Origin of the sequence: Mycobacterium lepromatosis (assembly GCF_000975265.2) — a bacterium.
Lineage (GTDB): Bacteria > Actinomycetota > Actinomycetes > Mycobacteriales > Mycobacteriaceae > Mycobacterium > Mycobacterium lepromatosis.
This window is the reverse complement of sequence record NZ_CP083405.1, coordinates 1,861,992-1,880,629: the sequence shown is the minus strand read 5'-3', so window position 1 is coordinate 1,880,629 and position 18,638 is coordinate 1,861,992. Positions and strand designations below refer to the sequence as shown.

At 56.8% G+C, this 18,638-nt stretch carries 18 protein-coding genes, 1 tRNA gene and 2 pseudogenes; 1 reads left to right on the top strand and 20 read right to left on the bottom strand.

Annotated features, from left to right (window positions below; translation table 11 throughout):
• Positions 1-278: 278 nt before the first annotated feature.
• The 14 genes and pseudogenes from MLPF_RS09015 to MLPF_RS16320 form a co-directional block, all read right to left on the bottom strand.
• Positions 279-635 carry a hypothetical protein gene (locus tag MLPF_RS09015; RefSeq protein WP_045843108.1) on the bottom strand — a complete coding sequence of 119 codons (357 nt, stop codon included), beginning with the start codon at positions 633-635 and terminating at the stop codon, positions 279-281.
• Between the two features lie 242 nt (positions 636-877).
• Positions 878-1,441, bottom strand: a complete 564-nt coding sequence (locus MLPF_RS09010) for a hypothetical protein (RefSeq protein WP_045843107.1) — start codon at positions 1,439-1,441, stop codon at positions 878-880.
• A gap of 753 nt (positions 1,442-2,194) precedes the next feature.
• Positions 2,195-2,443: a D-arabinono-1,4-lactone oxidase gene (locus MLPF_RS15800; protein ID WP_282435805.1), complete on the bottom strand. Its 249-nt coding sequence runs from the start codon at positions 2,441-2,443 to the stop codon at positions 2,195-2,197.
• A 1,567-nt stretch (positions 2,444-4,010) separates the two neighbouring features.
• Positions 4,011-4,157 (bottom strand): hypothetical protein, encoded by a 147-nt coding sequence (locus MLPF_RS09000; protein WP_237755978.1) that lies wholly within the window; start codon positions 4,155-4,157, stop codon positions 4,011-4,013.
• A 509-nt stretch (positions 4,158-4,666) separates the two neighbouring features.
• A pseudogene (locus MLPF_RS16325) lies at positions 4,667-5,224 on the bottom strand (type III PLP-dependent enzyme domain-containing protein); the annotation flags it as partial.
• Between the two features lie 17 nt (positions 5,225-5,241).
• Positions 5,242-5,418, bottom strand: coding sequence for a hypothetical protein (locus tag MLPF_RS08990; RefSeq protein WP_156147104.1), 177 nt, complete (start codon positions 5,416-5,418; stop codon positions 5,242-5,244).
• A 154-nt stretch (positions 5,419-5,572) separates the two neighbouring features.
• Positions 5,573-5,719, bottom strand: a complete 147-nt coding sequence (locus MLPF_RS08985; protein WP_156147103.1) for a hypothetical protein — start codon at positions 5,717-5,719, stop codon at positions 5,573-5,575.
• Between the two features lie 152 nt (positions 5,720-5,871).
• On the bottom strand, positions 5,872-6,075 hold the full coding sequence (locus MLPF_RS08980; RefSeq protein WP_045843106.1) for a hypothetical protein: 204 nt from the start codon (positions 6,073-6,075) through the stop codon (positions 5,872-5,874).
• A 115-nt stretch (positions 6,076-6,190) separates the two neighbouring features.
• Positions 6,191-6,373, bottom strand: coding sequence for a hypothetical protein (locus MLPF_RS08975; protein WP_050039110.1), 183 nt, complete (start codon positions 6,371-6,373; stop codon positions 6,191-6,193).
• Between the two features lie 481 nt (positions 6,374-6,854).
• On the bottom strand, positions 6,855-6,989 hold the full coding sequence (locus tag MLPF_RS08970) for a hypothetical protein (RefSeq protein ID WP_237817134.1): 135 nt from the start codon (positions 6,987-6,989) through the stop codon (positions 6,855-6,857).
• A 19-nt stretch (positions 6,990-7,008) separates the two neighbouring features.
• A complete protein-coding gene (locus tag MLPF_RS08965) occupies positions 7,009-7,185 on the bottom strand; it encodes a hypothetical protein (protein WP_236685023.1) in 177 nt (58 codons plus the stop codon).
• 605 nt (positions 7,186-7,790) lie between these two features.
• Positions 7,791-7,864 (bottom strand) — tRNA-Pro (locus tag MLPF_RS08960).
• Positions 7,865-8,563: 699 nt separating this feature from the next.
• Positions 8,564-8,914, bottom strand: coding sequence for a hypothetical protein (locus MLPF_RS08955; RefSeq protein ID WP_156147102.1), 351 nt, complete (start codon positions 8,912-8,914; stop codon positions 8,564-8,566).
• Between the two features lie 618 nt (positions 8,915-9,532).
• Positions 9,533-10,253: pseudogene (locus MLPF_RS16320) on the bottom strand (IclR family transcriptional regulator domain-containing protein).
• Positions 10,254-12,569: 2,316 nt separating this feature from the next.
• Between MLPF_RS16320 and MLPF_RS17525 the strand changes: the two are divergent.
• Positions 12,570-12,770, top strand: a complete 201-nt coding sequence (locus MLPF_RS17525) for a hypothetical protein (protein WP_045843103.1) — start codon at positions 12,570-12,572, stop codon at positions 12,768-12,770.
• A gap of 316 nt (positions 12,771-13,086) precedes the next feature.
• On the opposite strand, the gene der is transcribed toward MLPF_RS17525, so the two are convergent.
• From der to MLPF_RS08915, 6 genes are read right to left on the bottom strand one after another with little or no spacing between them, the layout of a single operon-like run.
• Entirely contained in the window at positions 13,087-14,457 is a 1,371-nt protein-coding gene (der, locus tag MLPF_RS08940) for a ribosome biogenesis GTPase Der (protein WP_045843102.1), read from the bottom strand.
• Positions 14,454-15,125 (bottom strand): (d)CMP kinase, encoded by a 672-nt coding sequence (cmk, locus tag MLPF_RS08935; protein ID WP_045843101.1) that lies wholly within the window; start codon positions 15,123-15,125, stop codon positions 14,454-14,456. Before cmk ends, der begins: the two co-directional genes overlap by 4 nt.
• Positions 15,122-15,868 (bottom strand): pseudouridine synthase, encoded by a 747-nt coding sequence (locus tag MLPF_RS08930; protein WP_156147101.1) that lies wholly within the window; start codon positions 15,866-15,868, stop codon positions 15,122-15,124. Before MLPF_RS08930 ends, cmk begins: the two co-directional genes overlap by 4 nt.
• A 23-nt stretch (positions 15,869-15,891) precedes the next feature.
• Entirely contained in the window at positions 15,892-16,584 is a 693-nt protein-coding gene (gene scpB / locus MLPF_RS08925; RefSeq protein WP_045843113.1) for an SMC-Scp complex subunit ScpB, read from the bottom strand.
• A gap of 47 nt (positions 16,585-16,631) precedes the next feature.
• Positions 16,632-17,459 (bottom strand): segregation/condensation protein A, encoded by an 828-nt coding sequence (locus MLPF_RS08920; protein ID WP_236685032.1) that lies wholly within the window; start codon positions 17,457-17,459, stop codon positions 16,632-16,634.
• Complete coding sequence (locus MLPF_RS08915) at positions 17,435-18,298, bottom strand: ParA family protein (protein ID WP_045843098.1); 864 nt, start codon at positions 18,296-18,298, stop codon at positions 17,435-17,437. The genes MLPF_RS08920 and MLPF_RS08915 overlap by 25 nt, the downstream gene beginning before the upstream one ends.
• Positions 18,299-18,638 lie beyond the last annotated feature (340 nt).

Below are 18,638 nucleotides of genomic sequence, written 5' to 3'. Positions count from 1 at the left end.
AGTGGACGATCCTTGATCCACCAACTGAACAACTTCAACCATATGTTCGCAGACCGCGACGACAGCTAGACGGCTTTCTGGATTTTCGCTGCGACGATGTTAGTGACGGCGATCATCCGAGTTTGTACCACTCCGTTCACCATGTGCTATCCTCGTGTAGTCCAGCGGGGTGGATATGCACTAGTCGTTCTGTTCCAACAGCCGCTGGAACACGACGATCCGAAATCCAGTGCCTTAACTGAAAAGAAGTTTTACCGCACCACTGGCTCAATAGAATTCTACCGAAGACCGGCGAGTGCAAGGATTTGGAGAAAATGACTTTCGTGATTTGGTAGCTGAAATTCTATGCTGCTCGGCGAGCACGCGAAGGATTTCTCGCTCGCCACCTTGAAGACGCTACCCTGCCACAGATCAGCAAGCACTTCCGCATCCAGTCTTAGTCTGCCATCGCCAAACAGTTTGATGTGCAAATAAATACTATAAAGGAAATTATCAAACCGCCGCCCTAGGCGAAGTGGGTACTGTTCTATTCGATGGTCCTTGGAGCGATCGGGGGCATTTACTGCAACACGCAACACATCGGTCAAATAGACCGCCTTATGATGATGCCGGCCTACAGCATAGACGACCAGCATCTCGCCCCTAGTTACACGGCAAGCTGCTACGACTGCGTAATGAGTTGCGGCACGACTTCAAACTAGTGAAGTAGATCAATGAGACCGAGTTCGTCGCCGACTATTCCTATGTCAGTAGCGGTTAAGCTGACTAAAGCAAAGGCCACAAATATTTCGAGGGACACCAGGACTCTAGCGACCAACGAGTGTCAATGCCACACTGCTTTTTCGACAGTGTAGTCGGCCTTGCGTACGCTTGGCTCCTAGAGGCCTGCCCAGTTGGCTTCCAATTGGTGGGCTACATCGATAACTTGTGCAGCTTTGGATTGAGGAGAGTCGATTTCGGCAGCGACGTACTCCGCGAGAAATCGCCGTATCTCACCGTCAACACCCGCAAGAATACGTAACACCTCGCCACGGATGGATTCAGACGACACGTTGACAGTGATATCGGACGGCAACGGTTTCGCGACGTTGACGATGAGGAGCAGCGGCTTGGCCGCACGTACAGTTGCTCGCAATGCGATGTCACCGGCGACAACAAAGCGCTGCTTATCGAGCCGAAGGTCAACGAGGAGATCGATCGAGAGCGGAATGCGAATGACAAACGTGATGCTGTCTCCTAGGTGCCGCGTGACCCGAGGCTCTCTGATCTGGACCTTGGCGCTGACCTTGGCGATCTTGCCAGGCCCCTGAGCAATCGGCTCCATTGAGAACTCTTTGCCCGCAATGTCGGCGAATGCAGCGGCGAACCGGTCTGGTGTGACTGCGGCCTCGAAGAACTTCCGACCGAACTCTTCATAGGTGAGATAGTCGTAATTTTGCATAGGAAAATACCGTACGTCAACTGCCAAAACAACCGTTGATCTGCTCGCGTCGCAGAAAATCTGGTCTCAACCGTGCCTTAATATGTCGGGCGCCCACCGGCCAAGCGTAGCCAGGACTAAGAGGTATTTACAGTCTCATGTAAGTGCACAAAACCACTGAGCCGCGCGCCGCCGTGCCCCACACCAGGGGGCTGTCTGCCTAACTCGGCGAGGAGCATATCCCGTTGATCCAAGATATCGCCAGGGAACAACATTAACTGCGTTCACCCACCGTCCTATGCCAGCTGCAGCCCATAGAATAACGGTTGCGCCGTGACGATCTTTCGAAGATTTGCAGATCAACATGGATCTTGAAACTGCGCGCCCGGTGACAATGGCCGGTGTCAGCTATCCACGCAGAGACCAATAAGGCTACGAAAAAGCGTAGTTTACGATCACGTTCAGCTCTTGCATGCTGTGCCATGATTTGTGCATCGCCTTAGTTGATCCAGAGCAGCGTCCGCATCGTTATAGGTTTGTAATCGTGTTGACATAGATGTCGAAGCCGAACACGAGTTAGTGATCGAAAGTTACAGAGTGTTTTAGAAGTTTAGGTTGTCAGGCGACATCAGGGGCCCAGCAAGTGCCGGGTGTAGTAGTTAATAAGGACGCAGTCAGGATAGAGGCGGTCACCGGATGGGGAAAGTGGTGTTGGCCGGGATACTGCTCGCCCAACGTACCGGAGGTCTGATCGTAACGCTCGCCCCAAGGTGGTTATTCGGCATAATCATCCATGATTGCCTCAATGGAACGAAAATAGGTCTCGAGTTCCATCATGGTGTACTGATGGACGGCGACGTAGCCAGCTGTCACGCCCGTTCTCAGTAGTATAGTAAAGGCATCGTCAGACGCCGCAAAGCGCACCTCGAGCAGGAACATGATCGGCAAGTTGCGATGGCACACAAGGTCGACGATCCGCTGGATCGTCACGCGTCCGTGCTCATGCGGGATCGTATACTCCAATCTCGATCTCGGTGAACTTGACCTTGCGCTCGGTCTCCTACCCTTTGTAGGCGTAGTCCTGGACGGTGGAATTCGAGATCACCTTATTCATTAGGCGATTGAAGGTCGGTGCAGCATGGGGAAAGTGGTGACCCAGTAAGGAAAATCATACCCAGTCCCCCGTTTTCCACCTGTTCGTAGGGGTGGGTGACTCATCGCTGCGTCGGGTAATTTCTCGTCAAAGACATTTCAAAATAAGGAAATGCGGAATTTAGAGTGGTCGTGGCGATAGACATATTCGTCGAGATTTTCCAAGATCTCAGTCAGTGCGCGTCTTTCATCAAGGCGATTTAGCATGTAGAGCAACACCACTTGGACGGCAACCTACGAGATCATCCCTAACGCACCCAGCGACACTTGTGCCGCTAGGTAGACACCACCGTTTAACCCTTCCGTCAAAGTTAGTACGTCACCGGTTACTGTGACGTACCGCACCGCAATGATCCGCACCGACAAGTTCGGAAGACGTATTCCGCTCCATGCGTCGCGGTCGCAGTAGCGCTGGTGATCGACTGGGCATCCATATAACTCTGGTTCTCCACCACGCCTCCGCGCTCAGCCAGCTGCGGACCGCAGACTATGCAACTACGCGCCGCACTTGCTATCGCCACCAAAACGATCGCGGAGTCTGCCGCTAATGACCCGCTGTAAGATGGTCATGTCGGCCATCACTCCGTCGGTGTAGGCACAGTCGGTGAACCAATGCCCACCGCCCGTACTGATTCACCACGCTGCTCTGGACGAGCAACCACCTCAACCAGTTCAGTGTACGAAGTCGACCGTACCATCGCCGATGGTGCACAGAATTGTTCATCGGCCTAGTGTCCCCACACTGACGCTCACCGCACCAACCACCGCTTCAGTAAGAGTGAACTCGTAATTATCGTCTAGTAGAACAAGTTCTCAGACGTGTAGGGCATCTGGTGATAGTTCGAAAATGCTTTATAGCGATAGATGGATGAGAAGCACGCCGTTGAACAACCTGCACAACTCATAAGCACGACGTCTGCACTGTTGCACGCCCGCATGCCTCTGCGTAGCAGCACGTCGGCCTGTACCACCGGATCACGGAACGGTCGGTGATATGTAGTCTTCCAAATCGTGGTGCTCTCGCCCTCGAGCATGACCAGCCCCAGCAAACCGATCGAGTCGAAATTCAGAAAGTACGTTTCGTTCGCGGTCAAGCTCAGATTTGTGACGCGCCATGAAGCCGTAGATGCCGCCTTGCAACTGTTCCTCTGCGCCAAACGAAACCAGCAGTACTCACACACCGTACATCGGTTGATCGCACAACCGCTCGACCAAAGCGACTAGCAGAACAACGGCAGAGTAGTTATTCTTTTGCTCTCGAGTCAATCGAGCTGCGAGCGATGTAGGATAACAACGTGGCAGTGATTGCACTCATTACGGCCCCGGTGACCACCATTTTGCTATTACCCCGCAGCGCACCGAAAGTGGCAGGCCACCAGTTGATCAGCGAAGTGTGGATGCGCTCAACGATCTCGGGCAATCGATTGACTATGAGTACCTATTGAAAGTAGGCCACCAAGAACTCGCCACTACGCACCGCGTCGTGATGAGCACACACCACAACCGTCTGTGTGCCAGCGAGATCACCGACTTCGGCCACTACGTTCCACGTCGTCCGAGTTTTCTGCAGTGTCCTGCTTACCACTCACGCCCCGTTAGAACAGTCATCGGCGATCGCCAGTCCTGCACTCAGGCCCGCCAAGGATTCCTGGCCTGCAAACGGCAACTAAGCAAGCTGCTACGCTGATCGCCAGCGCTGAGGACCTGATCGCTGTCAGTTTTGCGTGCAGGCGAGAGTAGCTACCGTAGAATTGTGCTTCCTCGACGTATGAATTGTGTGCACCCGCAGCACCTAAGCGCTTGACCACCCGCCTGGCAGGCTGCGGCTGACTAGCGGAGCGTTCGATTCGCACGAGCGCTTCCACAACTTTGCGCATCGTGTCCAGCTATGTTAATAATGCGGTGATCGTGGTCATGGCCGCTCCTCTTGCTCGACTTAAATTATGCCGCGGGACCGCGCCGTATCTGTCCGATAGGCATCCGGATGAGAACCGGCTCCACTACTGTCGGCGGGACAGTTAGCATAAGAAAACACGTTCCGCATCAGAGAACTATGCAGCCCTCATCGCGATACGTCGGCACGGTGTCAACGGTCTACGTGCCCCGAATCAGCCGCAGACGATCGAACCGCTCAAAAATTCGCCGGCCTTCGTGTGGCGGAAATAGACCTTGTCATCAATCGTTAGCCGACGGGCCGTGTTGCCGTGCAACGACGTTTGACCCTCGCCAGCGCCCTGCATCGAGGCGAGTCGTAGCCCCGCCGGCAGGTAAGGCGTAGGCATGCGGTCCTTCGCACCGACTCCGCTGGCTAAGTAGCCACAGCTGGGCGCAGTTACGGTCCTCGCGCCGGGCCACCACGATGGAAGTAAGGCGAACATTACCGACAGCTGCAAAGATAAAATAATAGAATACGAGTAAAATGATAGAATACGAGTCGAACAGCACCGGCGGATATTTGGCCGCGCACGTCGGGCACCTGGACCTCGCGGGTATTGCCAGGCCCCTGGGCTATGAGAGTTGTAGATCGCCAGTGCCGTCGGCGTTGACGATTGTGAGGTCGGCAACCTCACAGAGGAGCTCAACAGTGCGCGCACGACGTTCGCCCCGTTACTCCGCGATCGACTGACGCTGCATCCATCTAACGACGGCGTTTTGATACGCTTGCTGATTCACCGGTCATCTCCGGGTGAAACGCCGGCCTCGGAAGCCATCACCTGCACACCAGTGCCGGCCCGCGTACATCGATCGGGACTCGTAGCAACTCTTCCCAGGCGGAGGTCGTCGCCCCGGACATCGATGAGCCCATCCCGGGCCGGCAGCGCGGCGAGGACCCTCTCGTACCGCATCGCCAGAGGTCTGCACCGATTCGCGGGCGACCCGCCGGTGGGATCGATGGCGCTCCAGGCAGTGATGAAAGGCGACGAGATTCTGGACGAGCCCGGTGGGGTCAGTCAGTCGGCTGGGTTCTTCTCCTTTGACCCAGCGTACGACTGAACAGGGCTATCCGAAGCACTCAGCCGGGATGGGGCTGGGCACCGGGAAGTGCGGGGCGATCCGCAGCAACCAGTGCTTTTCGGTCTGCCAGCTCTCGACGGCCCGGTGGATTCCGGAGATCTGGACAACAAGGTTGTCGCCGAGCCGGCACATGGCGTTGTCCGTCCTTGCGAAGCGGACCGGGGTGAGGGACAGGTCGGCTCAATGAGGGAACCAGGCACCAGAGGCGGTTGTGGAGCAGGTGTTCGTCGATGTCCACTTCGTAATCGTGCATATTGCCAATAACCGTTGTTGCACAGCGCTTTTCAAAGCGGACTGCTACCGTCTAGCAGACCTCCCGTTGCTGTCCAGCCTAGCTTGCCGGAGATACCGAGAACACGGCTGGACGCGTCGATGGTCAAACAGATCGTCACGTGCCGTTCGAAGAGGAACACTTCCACGCGCCGCATCAGCAGCCGCCCCCAGACCGCGCCACGCGTAATAGGATCGAACTTAACAGGCGAAGACACTGCCTTGCCATCACAAAACCGGCTATCATCGGGCCCATAGACCTAAGCGATCCACCAACAAAGGAACACCCGCAGTGCGTCGTACACTCTCTTGAGTGATCTCAAGCTCAGCCTCTTAGGCCACCCTGACTACCTGCCCCTCGACGAGGGCTCGCTCGTCGAGTCTGAAGGTTTTGTCGTTCTGTTCTCGGAGTCGACCAGCGTAGGTGAAGCCGGTCCGTAACGCGACCCGGGCCGACGCCGTGTTCTCCGGCTCCAACTTCACCACTGCTGTACCCACCACCGTGCTCTGCCGCATACTGACACGCCAGGTCGACAGCAAGGATCGCCAACCCAAGTGCACACTGGGGAGGTGTAAAGTCCGTAGACGACGCTGACCTGCCCAGCCACCAATCCCTCACCCTGCTAACCGCAGGTCGACGGTCTCAGCCAGTACCTCCTCGGCGCCTACGGCGGATAACGAAGGCCCGCAGCGGACCGCTGGTTGCTCACTGATGCTGGCCAGTGGCACAGGTAAGCTTAACTACCTTGGCGGGACATGGGCCCGACCGATTATCAACGGACCAGCTAGCTTGTCCTCCCCCGCCAGATGTGACACTGCATCATCCACGCGCAGCGGGGACAGAGTGAGAGTGCCGTCGGACAAGCTCTGATCGCGCATCCTGTAATTGTCACGATCGAAATTCCTCCCGACAGTCGGATATTTCATGGACGTTCCGGTCACCAAGGCACGGTCGGCATCGTTCCTGGAGCCGAATCCAGCTTATCCCCAACGATGTTCATTCCTCCTGAAAGACCCCAACAAAGCCGGTGAACACGCGGATGTCCTCAACACTGAGCCGAATCAGCTCAAGCGCGCCAGGCAGCCAATTCATCAGGAAAACATTCGCAGTGGCCAACAACCAGCCTAACAAATCCTGGCCCGCTTCGGATTTAATGTCGATTGCGATACTGCGTTATCCACAGTTGCCTAACTTCCAGGATGAAGTCGACGTCCACGCGAGCCGCCTCACAGGTAAACACGCCAACGATCAACGCCCTTCCGGGAGCACCGGAGCTAACACCCTTAACTTTGATCGCCGAGGCACCCCAGTCCGACAACCCGAACACCGCTGAACACGCCTGACATTGCCAACTCGCTCAGTCATCAGCGTTTCTTAGCTATTTTATATATTCTAGTTACTGCAAGGGATGTGAACGAATTCGTTGATGCCACGGGCTTGGTATCGGGGCGTCTTCAGATCGACCACAAGTCGTATTCTCCGAGCAGCACTTTACGGGTGTGTCGCTCATCCAGATGTTTCGACATCGATGCTGGCGGAAGCTATGCACTGTGACCAGAGATCGCGTGCCGGTTAACTTCTGGAACACCTCATATTGTTCATCTTAACTGAACCATGGAAGTCGGTACCGGGAATTCCGGCAAGCATGGATTCACCAACAACACCTTGGCAAATGGACATACTCGGCTTTCTCGTTTCTCAAGGAGTCAGTTGAGATCGCTGAAACAGTACCGCTGCTCGGTAACAATTTCTGGCAGCACAAAAGGCCTTGCTGAAAACACAAAGGCCTCGATAATTCCCATTATTGGCAAGGCTCGCTTGACTATTGGTACCCTGATTGCGCAAAGCCATGGTCCTAAATCGGTATAAGCGGAACAGTGCGTTCGCGAAACGACGAGAGAGTAACAGCAGCTCAACACCTATTTCTTTCGGTCGGGCTGACAGGATTTGAACCTGCGACCACTTGACCCCCAGTCAAGTGCGCTACCAAACTGCGCCACAGCCCGTCGTGCTAAGTGTCGCCGGTTGACCGGCAGCAGATCGATATCCTACCGCAGCCGAACTCCAAACCCGGCTACCATCTACCGCCCAGGAAGCCACAACAACAACTATGAACACATACAGCAAATGCCAACCGGATCGTGCCTCTGCTGGACACCAGTCGCCGGGGTTTGGGCCAACCCGGTGGCCCTTTACAGCTCCATCATCGATACTAACCAACTCAATGTTGTATACCAAATATCCTTTAGTCCTGCAGCCGTAGATCGTGGTCATTGGTGCTGGCGTCGTTTGTAATGGGTATACATGGAGTCGGTATTGGTGTTATCGTCGCCATCGTAACCCGGCCCCAGCAAGGGCGTGGTTGGTAGAGCAAGGGATGAAGAACAGAGCATCAAAGAGAGGTGGTGAAACTCGTTAACGGTCCGCTCGTCTGGGCCGATTGGTGTGGGTTGGTAGTCGCGTTCAGTAGCTGTCGCAACGGCCAGGAATGCATGAGCGAGCATAGCCAGGGTGGTCTAGCAATGCCAGGCAATCCAGCGGCGGAACTGGTGTTGGTCAATACCAACTGAGTCTTTTGGTGGCTTGAAAGGAGTCCTGGATACGTCAGCATTGACCGGCTACAGACCCCAGCTTACTCAACAGTACCGGGTATACGCTATAGCAGCGCAGTTAGGCCAATTCGCCGGTCGCATCGTTGCGGCGTATCAGCCCATGACGTCCCCCAGTGTCAGTGTCGTCTTCCAGGTTACAGCGCGCTCCAAGTTCAGCAGCAGTAGTAGTGCTGGTGCCCGTGACTGGCCGGTGCCGGCGGAGTGTTTCTGCCAAGCCCAGGTAGGCAACCGGGATGAGAGTCGATCCACGCAAATCGGACCTGCTGCGCTGGGCACACGCCGATTGGCTACCATGGCCAGTACATAGCCCAGGCCGTGACCGCGGACGGTAGGTCGCAGCTTGGGTCGGCTCCACAGACTTCGTCGCCGGCCACTCAAGCTACGGGCACCTTGGTCTGCACAGCGCAAGCAACCAAGGCTGCTGCCAGCAGTAGGTCTGGTCACGAAACCCCTTTTTTGGCGGGGATTACGGCATTGTTGCAGCGACTGGGACCTTCGGTCCATACTCGTCAGAGCAGGGTCGATTAGGGTATGTCCACACGGAGCGGCATAGATCAGACACGCCACGACTTGGCCGTTTGCGATGCACCCAGCAGTGCCGGTGTACTGGTGTTGCACCCTGACCGAATGCATACCCTTTTCACGTCGCCGATTTAGTCAACGACCAGAATCACCGAAGGCGCTAACAACGTAATTGTGGAAATAATATTGGGCCACTCCAGCGGCCCACTTCACTCGTAACAGTAGGTGCCGCAACCAGTCAAGATTGGCATAGCCTCGGTGCGCGGCGATCGTCCAGCAATTCTTGCGGTGGAGCAACTATACCATACCCAACATGAGTCCGCCGGCATGTCGCAACGGCGCATAACGAGCGAAACGTAGTGCGATCCAATCGATCATCGCCGACACTCGGCCCACCACCAATCAAGGTCTACGCCATGAACCGCATCGTATTCAGATGTACTCACCAACTCCGAACAATGCCCAGGTTAACGCCACCACCAGCACAAAAACAACAGAGTTCACGATCCCGATCTATACGGCTGCAATACCAGCAATCAATCATACTGCGGTGTAATGCTTTTGGAAAAAATTACACATACTCGTTGCAGGAGTTGACTTTTCGACCCAGGCTAGCAGGGCCTGTGAGCAAGTTCGGATTCTCACCCGTAGAATCGTTGCGTCGAAACCGGCACGCTGACTGCCACCATTTGCCCAGTTGCCTTTTGCGGCGCCACACCCATTGCGCAGATTCCTTCACTTTGTACCTCGCGACCATAGGCGACACCTTCGACCCGAATGCGATCGCGCTCCTTGTGCAACACCACCCAGGTCGTGCTGGTGTTCGTGGTGAACCGAATGAATAGACTGGGCAGCACTTGCGTCTGTTGGACAGGCGGCAGGCTGGTCAGAATCGCTTTGCCATTGGCGCAGTAGTACAGCGAAAACGATTCTTCTAACGCACTGATGGCCCGCAGGCGGTACGGCCTAGTGACTTGATCGACGAGTTGGCACGATCTCCCTCGAGCATTGACAGGTCCATCGTTTCTTGCAGCTCGCAACACAGCTCCTCCAGAAACGAATGCAGATCCATCACCAGGCGCAGTCGCACCCTGCGGACCGCAGCTGCTACCACCAAGCCCTCGTCGGACAGGGCGTTGAAAATCCGGCTCACAGTGGAACGCGCCATGCCCAGCCGTTCGCCGATCACAGCCTGGTTGAGGCCACCGAAATGAGCCTGTGACAAACACAATATCTCGGCCGGTCGGTTAATCACCTGGATACCGCCACACGCGCACGACGTTGACGCTCATTGACGATACTCCGGCGGGGTCCAGCAAGACTTCCGCAAAACAGATCGTATGCGATACCAGCCGCGCGTGTTCCGCGCTGACTTGCCAGCTCGTGTCGGAGGAAAGCTAGCGCACCATCGTGAGCACATAATCGACTGTGGCAACCATTCTTCCAGGAACATGGATCTGCAACCTTCGGGGTGCCTTCGTGATAGACCTCGGCCGCGGTGGAGCCGGTGCGTATACAACGGTCCTGACAACGCTCACACCAGCGTGGGTTGGCCCCGCGGTTCTGCAGTCGCGCGATGCATCAGTCGCCGCCAACCCAGCACCATGGGAACGCCACGAAGGTGACGCAGCTGTCGGTGACTCTTTTTCCAGCTCGCCACCAACTTTCTCGACACCGCAGATGCCCTTCGACAAAATCGCCCGATGGCCCAGCTCCCATTCCGGGAAGTCATCGAGCACCTTATGGCCGACCTCATTACTCGTATTCGTGCAGCATCCACGGAAACAAGCCATCCCAGTGTTCGCCGAGGCCGTGTGGATCGAATGAAGTAGGCCATCGGGTGATAAAATGGTGAGGTGTCAATGCCGAGCACTTTGACGCCCTTGGCTACTAACCACTTTCCCTTCCAGAATCCTGATACAATTTAGGGTGGAAGCCATGTAATATACGGCACTGTCAGCATGTTTGTGGTGTCTGCCGGTGTTGACAATGACGATGTCGGCCGGGCTGGATGGCAGGTGCGACCTTCTCCAAATCCTCAATAACGTAGTGATTTTTTGGGTCAAAAATCGTCCCCCGGCCATGTTCTGCAATCGCTCAATCTTGGCGTCTTTGCTGTACGGCGATGTTAGCACACCGTGACACCACGGGTGCGACAGGTTGTAGAATTGTAATTTTGCTTCGGCTGTTGCCGACAGTCCAGGTGAAACTCATGGGCTATTTTTTCCTTTCGTTTTTGTCTCTTTCGACGGCGTTACACGGGTGGACTGGCTCGGCCAGCAGCGAGCCGGTCTGCTGTGTAGGTGGGCAATTGAACCTCAAGAGCACTGTTTGGTCGCCAGCCAGGTGGACACAAGCGATGGCGTCAACGACGTCTAGGGGATCTAGCTCGGTCGCCCAAGACAACCGGCAGCACCCATGATCGATATCGGGCTTCCCTATAAACTGAACCGCGCCATCGAAGTCACGCTATCCCACAAATCCCGCTATACGGTCTTTAACATTTACGACGTGCAACGATAGAGCAGTATTAAACATAAAAACAATAACTAAGATGTAGCGGATCTACAAGCCGAAAGGCAACCGTACATTCGGCACGCTTGACAACTAATCATCGGGTTGTCAACTAATGAAATTACCCGCTTGTGAATGCTTTTTGCTGCCTACAGATAATGCCCGCTTCAGGTCACGCCGTCTCGATGATATTCGCACATGCGTTCCATCTGTACAGCCACGCCGGCAGAGGTGATTGCCGCCTGCCACGCACTCGATGTAGCGGCCACAGCGATCCGCGAGTTGACCGTTAACAACCGGGCACCTGCACTTTAGCTGCGGGTGTTCGAGCACCTGGAGAAGGCGCAACGTTAACAGGCAATAGCCAGTCGCGACATTGTCCAAAGCCTGGCCAGAAACGATCCCACCGCCGTCGGCGAACTGGTTCTCAAAGTGGTCACCGACTGCTTACGGATCAGCTACGCTTAAGCTCAGCGCAGGCGACATGACGCTGAGCAGCTCGTCGCAATATAACTATATACTGTGATGGGGGAAAATCTGCCAGCGACGGCACAGGCGTGGCGGGCTGGCGTGTTGTATAAGCAGCACCTGCAGGTAACTAAGATATTTATGCGTAACCTGCCGAAATGGTCCCGGTCTACTAGTCGACCGGATCAGGCGTTTCCTTGCCGAGCAAGCGTCGAAACTGCGCGCCGATCAAGCAGAAAAAGTCGCTCAACCTATGCGCGCTGCTGATCAATCTCTACGGCAGGTTCTCGAACAGCACCCAAGCCCGACAGCACGGCGTCATATAGTCAGCTCGGCACCGCAACAGGATGAGCATAGGCAAGCTGATCGTAAGCCCCGGACTACGCGCCAACCTCGACGCCTGACTGACTCGATTCGCCGCTTCGGATATTGCAACCCTGACGATCAAACCGCCTACTTTGACAGCGAACCCCGCCAAGGAAAACCGCGAAAGGGGCTCTGCGTAGCCATGCCCAGCGTCAGCACGAAGCACTCAATATCCTAAGTCCGAGGCCAGCTAAGTGACCCGAAGCTCGTTGCACACACCAGTTTGCCAATGACCGTGATCGTGTCAACCACCCTTACGGAATTGACCTCAACTGCTAGCCACGCAGTAGGCGGCAACGGTACGCTACTATCCACATGCGACGTCATCCGGATGACTATCACTACCCGGCCGTGTTTGACGACCATCAAAGCCACCCACTGTATCTCGGGCGTTCACGACGAATCGCTTCACCGGATCAACTCGTGGTGATCTACGCTCAAGATCGCTGCTGCACGTTTCCGGGTTATGCAGAGCCCTATTACGTATCTGAGAAATGCACCATATGGACGAGTAGGTCGTCAGCGGGCTGACTAACGTTGACAAGTTGACATTGGGTTGTACACCACATCATAAGTTGCACGAGATAGTTTGGAGTACAAGGAAATTAGTAGAAGAAATGGACGAGTGAATTTCTCCTCCCTAGTCGCCAATAGCACTTGATAACAATGACATTCACCATCCGGAGCGCTACCTGCCGGATAACAACGCAGCCTAGCTACGGCGCAACCAGCTAGCGTCGCTTGTTTCACCGTTTTTCGCGCACTCGCACGTTGATCCGGATCGGACTGCCCTCAAACCCAAACGTCTCGCGCAGCCGACGCTCTAGGAAGCGTCGGTAGCCGGCTTCCAGCAAACCGGTCGTGAAAAGCACGAACGTCGGCGGTCGAGCAGTCGCCTGGGTAGCAAATAGTATGCGTGGCTGCTTGCCGCCGCGCACCGGGGGTGGTGTCGCCGCCACTACTTCCTTAATCCATATGTTCAGCGGGCCGGTCGCAATTCTGGTATCCCACGAAGCCAGCGAACTTTCCATCGCAGGCACTAGTTTCTGCACCGCCCGGCCCGTCTTGGCGGAGATGTTGACCCGTTGCGCCCAACGCACCTTCACCAGGTCACGATCAATCTCGCGCTCCAGCAAATCACGCCGGTCTTCGTCAACTAAATCCCACTTATTGAAGGCCAGCACCAGCGCGCGACCAGCCTCGATGACCACAGAGAGCACCCGCTGATCTTGTCCCGTTAGCGGCTCCGATGCGTCGATCAGCATGATCACCACTTCGGCCGAATCGATGGCCCCATGAGTGCGCACCGAAGCGTAAAACTCGTACCCTCTTGCCTGACCGACTTTTCGACGCAAACCCGCGGTGTCGATGAACCGCCAGACCCTGCCGCCCATTTCAATAAGCGAGTCTACAGGGTCCACTGTCGTACCTGTGGCTTCGTGGACTACCGAACGCTGGTCGCCTGCCAACTTGTTTAGCAGTGAACTCTTGCCCACATTGGGCTTGCCAACGAGCGCCACGCGCCGAAGACCGCCGTCAAGCGACGTTGATTCAACCACGTCGGGCAACGCGGCCAGCACCTTGTCAAGCAGGTCGGCTACACCGCGACCATGCATCGCACTGATTGGGTGCGGCTCACCCAGTCCCAGCGACCACAATGCCGACGCGTCCGATTCGCCCTTTTCGCCGTCCACCTTGTTGGCTGCCAAGAAGATTAGCTTACCCGAGCGGAGCAAGATCCGAGCTGCGGCTTCGTCGGCGTCGGTGATCCCGACGCCGACATCAACCACAAGGATCACCGCGTCGGCGGTTCGCATGGCCACCGACGCCTGCTCCGTAACCAGCTGTCGCAGGCCTTTGGCTTCGGGTTCCCATCCTCCGGTGTCCTGTACGACGAACCGACGTCCGGTCCACAGTGCATCATAGGAAACTCGGTCGCGGGTCACCCCGGGAACATCCTGCACCACCGCTTCACGCCGGCCCAGGATTCGGTTGACCAACGTCGATTTGCCGACATTAGGACGGCCCACTACCGCCACCACCGGCCCGCACTGAACTAGGCTGGAATCGTCAAACTCCCAGTCGCTTTCGTCGCTCCAGGGGCCATTCTGGCTCACCGCACCATCTCACTGCGCTGCTTCACCAAGTCCATTAGGTGGGCGATCACCTCGGCTTCAGTCATCTCGCTAGTGTCAATGATCGCGGCGTCTTCAGCCGCACGCAACGGCGACACCGCCCGGGTAGAGTCGAGATGGTCGCGGAGACATACGTCAGTCAATATTTTAGCATAATCATCAGCCAAACCTGACGCGACATTCTGGTCGTTGCGACGCCGCGCGCGGGTTTCGGGCGATGCCGTCAGGAAGATCTTCACCGGAGCGTCGGGTAATACGACGGTTCCAATGTCGCGGCCCTCTACAACGACACTGCCTCGCCCTTCGGCCATCTGTCGCTGCAGACCAACAAGCCGGAAACGCACGGCAGGAACCGCCGACACCGCCGACACCGCCTGAGTGACCTCCTCAGACCGTATCTCAGATGAAACATCCTCTTCACCAAGGAAATAACGATCATGATCAGAGCGCATCTGCACTTTCCAAACACTCGCCCCAATCGCTGCAGCATCTTTCGGATCAATTCCGGCGTGTAGCACCGCCAGTGTCACCATCCGATACATTGCCCCGGTATCTAAGTAACGCGCTCCCAGCTCACGTGCTAGTCCCCTTGACACGGAAGATTTTCCGGTCCCCGTCGGGCCGTCGATGGCGACAACAATATCGGTCACAGGCCCACCGCTTTATACAGTTGTCCGATCTCATCATGGAGCAAAGCCCGGAGGCGGCCTGAACGCTGATCTCCCAGCGACACCGCACCGATATCGGTGCGGACCAGCACCTCCACAGGAAAACCCGCGGCTGTCAACAGCCGACGCACAATGCGCTTACGTCCTTCGTGCAACGTCAACCGCACCAACGTCTTACCTGGGATCGCATCCACCACCGCGAAATCGTTGACATGCGCTGGGCCGTCGTCCAACTCAAACCCAGCGCATAGCTTCTTGCCTAACCCACGAGGAACCGACCCTTTCACCGTCGCTAGATACGTCTTGGACACCTCATAGGACGGATGCATCAACCGATGTGCTAATTCGCCATCGTTAGTCAGCAAGAGCAGCCCTGCGGTATCGGCGTCTAGCCTCCCCACGTGAAACAGCTTCTTCTTTCCCAGCACCCGGCGTTCGATCAAATCGCCGACACAGGGCCGGCCGCGGTCGTCCGACATGGTTGAGTGCATGCCACGCGGCTTGTTCAGCGCCAGATACACCAACGAATCGTCGACCACTACCCTGGCCCCGTCGACCCGAACTACCGAGATCTCCGGGTCGACCCGGGTACCCAACTCCGTCACTAGCTGACCGTCCACTTCGACACGGCCTTCGATGACTAGCTTCTCGGCAGCCCTCCGCGACGCAATCCCAGCCTGGGACAACACCTTTTGCAGACGGACCGCCCCAGCACACCGGTCCATCCTAGAATCGTGGACCTCGACCATCAATCCTGGCCCAAATCGAACGACCGTGGCTGCTCAGAAGCTTTGGCGCCGGTAAGTTTGATGAAACGTGGCTCCTTGTCCAGAAACTCGCCCAGGTCTTCGATAGTGTCGACGTCGGGAAGCAGCGGTGCGATGTCGGGAAGATCGGCAAGTGAGGTCAACCCCAAGCGTTCCAGAAACAGTTCAGTAGTCGCGAACATCACCGCGCCAGAGTCGGGCTCGGGACCAACCTCGGTGATCAAGCCGCGCGCCAACAAGGTGCGCATGACAGCGTCCACATTGACACCACGAACCGCGCTCACCTGTGCCCGCGTCACGGGCTGACGGTAGGCAACCACGGCCAGCGTCTCGAGCGCGGCGCGGGTCAGCTTGGTGCGCGGCATCCGCAACAGCCTCTCGACGTAGGGTGCATATCGGGCGCGGGTGTACAACCTCCAGCCCTCAGCTGAGTGACGCAGATCGATGCCGCTGTCGCGTCCGGCGAGTTCGTCAGCCATTAGCCGCAGCTTCGTAGCGATCCGGTCAACAGGCTGCACGGCAGCTGCAGCCAATGCCTCGGCAGTTACTGGGGTGTCCACCACCAACAACAACGCCTCCAAGACACAGCCGAGTTCGTCGGCATCCAGCTCCGACGCCTCAGCTACGCCAGGGATTCCAGAGTCCAGATCGAGATCAGGCATTTCTTGGGTCAAGCACTGCTCCTTCTCATTACTGCTCACTGCATCATCGCCGATGCCGGTTATGATTCTCCTCGTACTTCTACCAAGGCTTCACTGGCCAGCCGTTCCGCGGCCCACGAAACTTGGAGCACGCCAAGCGGCTCGGCCTGCTCGAATGTTACCGCCCGGGTCCGATACAGTTCGAGCAGCGCCAGGAAGCACCCGACCACCTCGATCGGCTCCTGGCAGTCGGCGACCAATTCAGAAAATGAGGTCCATTGGCCGCTGCCCCGTGCTTCAAGCATCGTCAGCAATCGTTTGGCTTGCTCGGGAACCGAGACTGTCAGCTCGTGCAAGTGCCCGGTGGCCACAATCGGCACCGGCTGAGGGGTGAACGCGACCGCGGCGATCTCGGCGAACCGATCGGCGTTGACGCCGATCATCACCTCAGGAAGCAAGCTGGCAAACCGCTCTTCCAGCAATACCGCACGTGGATAGCTACGCAGCGCGGTGGCTTCCAGCTCGGCGAAGATCTGCGCAACGCGCTTGAACGCGCGATATTGCAGCAGTCGGGCGAACAGCAGGTCGCGAACTTCCAGAAGCACCAGGTCCTCTTCGTCCTCGACCCGCCCGGCTGGCAGCAGCCGGGCGGCCTTGAGGTCGAGCAGGGTCGCGGCGATCACCAGGAATGCTGTGGTTTCCTCGAGACCCAGTTGAGAGCCAATCTGACGGGCGTACGCAATGAAGTCGTCGGTGACCTGGTGCAACGCAACCTCGGTAACATCGAGGCGGTGGGCGCAAATCAACTGTAGCAGCAGATCGAACGGCCCCTCAAAGTTGGTGAGTCGAACCTGGAAGCCGTTCTGGTGTGGAGCTTCACTGTTCACGCGCCGAAGCGGTCGATGAATTCACAGGCCAACGCGCGATAGGCCCTGGCGCCGCCCGATTTCGGTGCCCATGTGGTGATAGGTTCACCTGCGACACTAGTCTCGGGAAACCGGACCGTACGAGTGATCACGGTGTCAAAGACCAGTTCGCCGAACCGTTCCACGACCCGCGCCATAACCTCGCGTGCGTTGATAGTGCGCGGGTCATATCGAGTAATCAGGATGCCGCTGATTTCCAGCTTCGGGTTGAGCCGATCGCGCACCTTGTCTACGGTATCGGTAAGCAACGCTAGCCCACGCAGCGAGAAGAATTCGCATTCAGTCGGGATAACTACGCCCTCTGCGCAGGCCAACCCGTTAACGGTGAGCAGTCCCAGCGAAGGCTGGCAGTCGATCAGCACATAATCGTAGCGGTCCAGCACTGGGTGCAATGCCCGCGCCAAGGTTTGCTCTCGCCCCACCTCGTTAACCAACTGGATCTCGGCGGCCGACAGGTCGATATTGCTGGGTATCAGATCCAAGTATCTGACCCGAGTGTGGATCAGCACGTCGTCGATCGATACCAGTGGCTCCACCAGTAGGTTGTGGATTGTCCGGTCTAGCTCGTAATGCGGTACGCCAAGGCCCGCCGACAGTGCGCCCTGCGGGTCTATGTCCACCAGCAACACCCTCCGGCCGAATTCGGTGAGGGCGGCACCCAGGTTGATCGTCGATGTGGTTTTCCCGACGCCACCCTTCTGGTTGCACATCGCGACAACTTTGGCCGGACCGTGCAAGCTACGCGGCCTAGGCTCGCGGATGGCCCGTGGCGGCCGTCCGGTTAGCCCAATCTCTACAACGCTGTCGGGGAGGTCGGTCATTGCCGGTAACGATTCGTAGGGACAGGCATCACGGTGAGCATCGCAGGAAAGTCTAACGTCTGTACGCTCCCGAGCTTGGAGACCCGCAGTGGTGGCGGGCGGCAATTACGATAACGGCAGCACTGCCGACCACGGGCAGCCGCCGCACAAAGCAGAGACTACGCAAGACACTGTGGTGCCGTGTCGCACAGTAGTATCAAACCTCACTCTACTCATTTCATTTTACTCATTGCCTTTCGCAAGTAGTAAGGAGATGCCCAGTGAACCACGAATTCTCCACTAAAACTGTCGATCTCGGGTTCCTCGACCAAGACAAGACGGTCTACTTCGACGATCTACA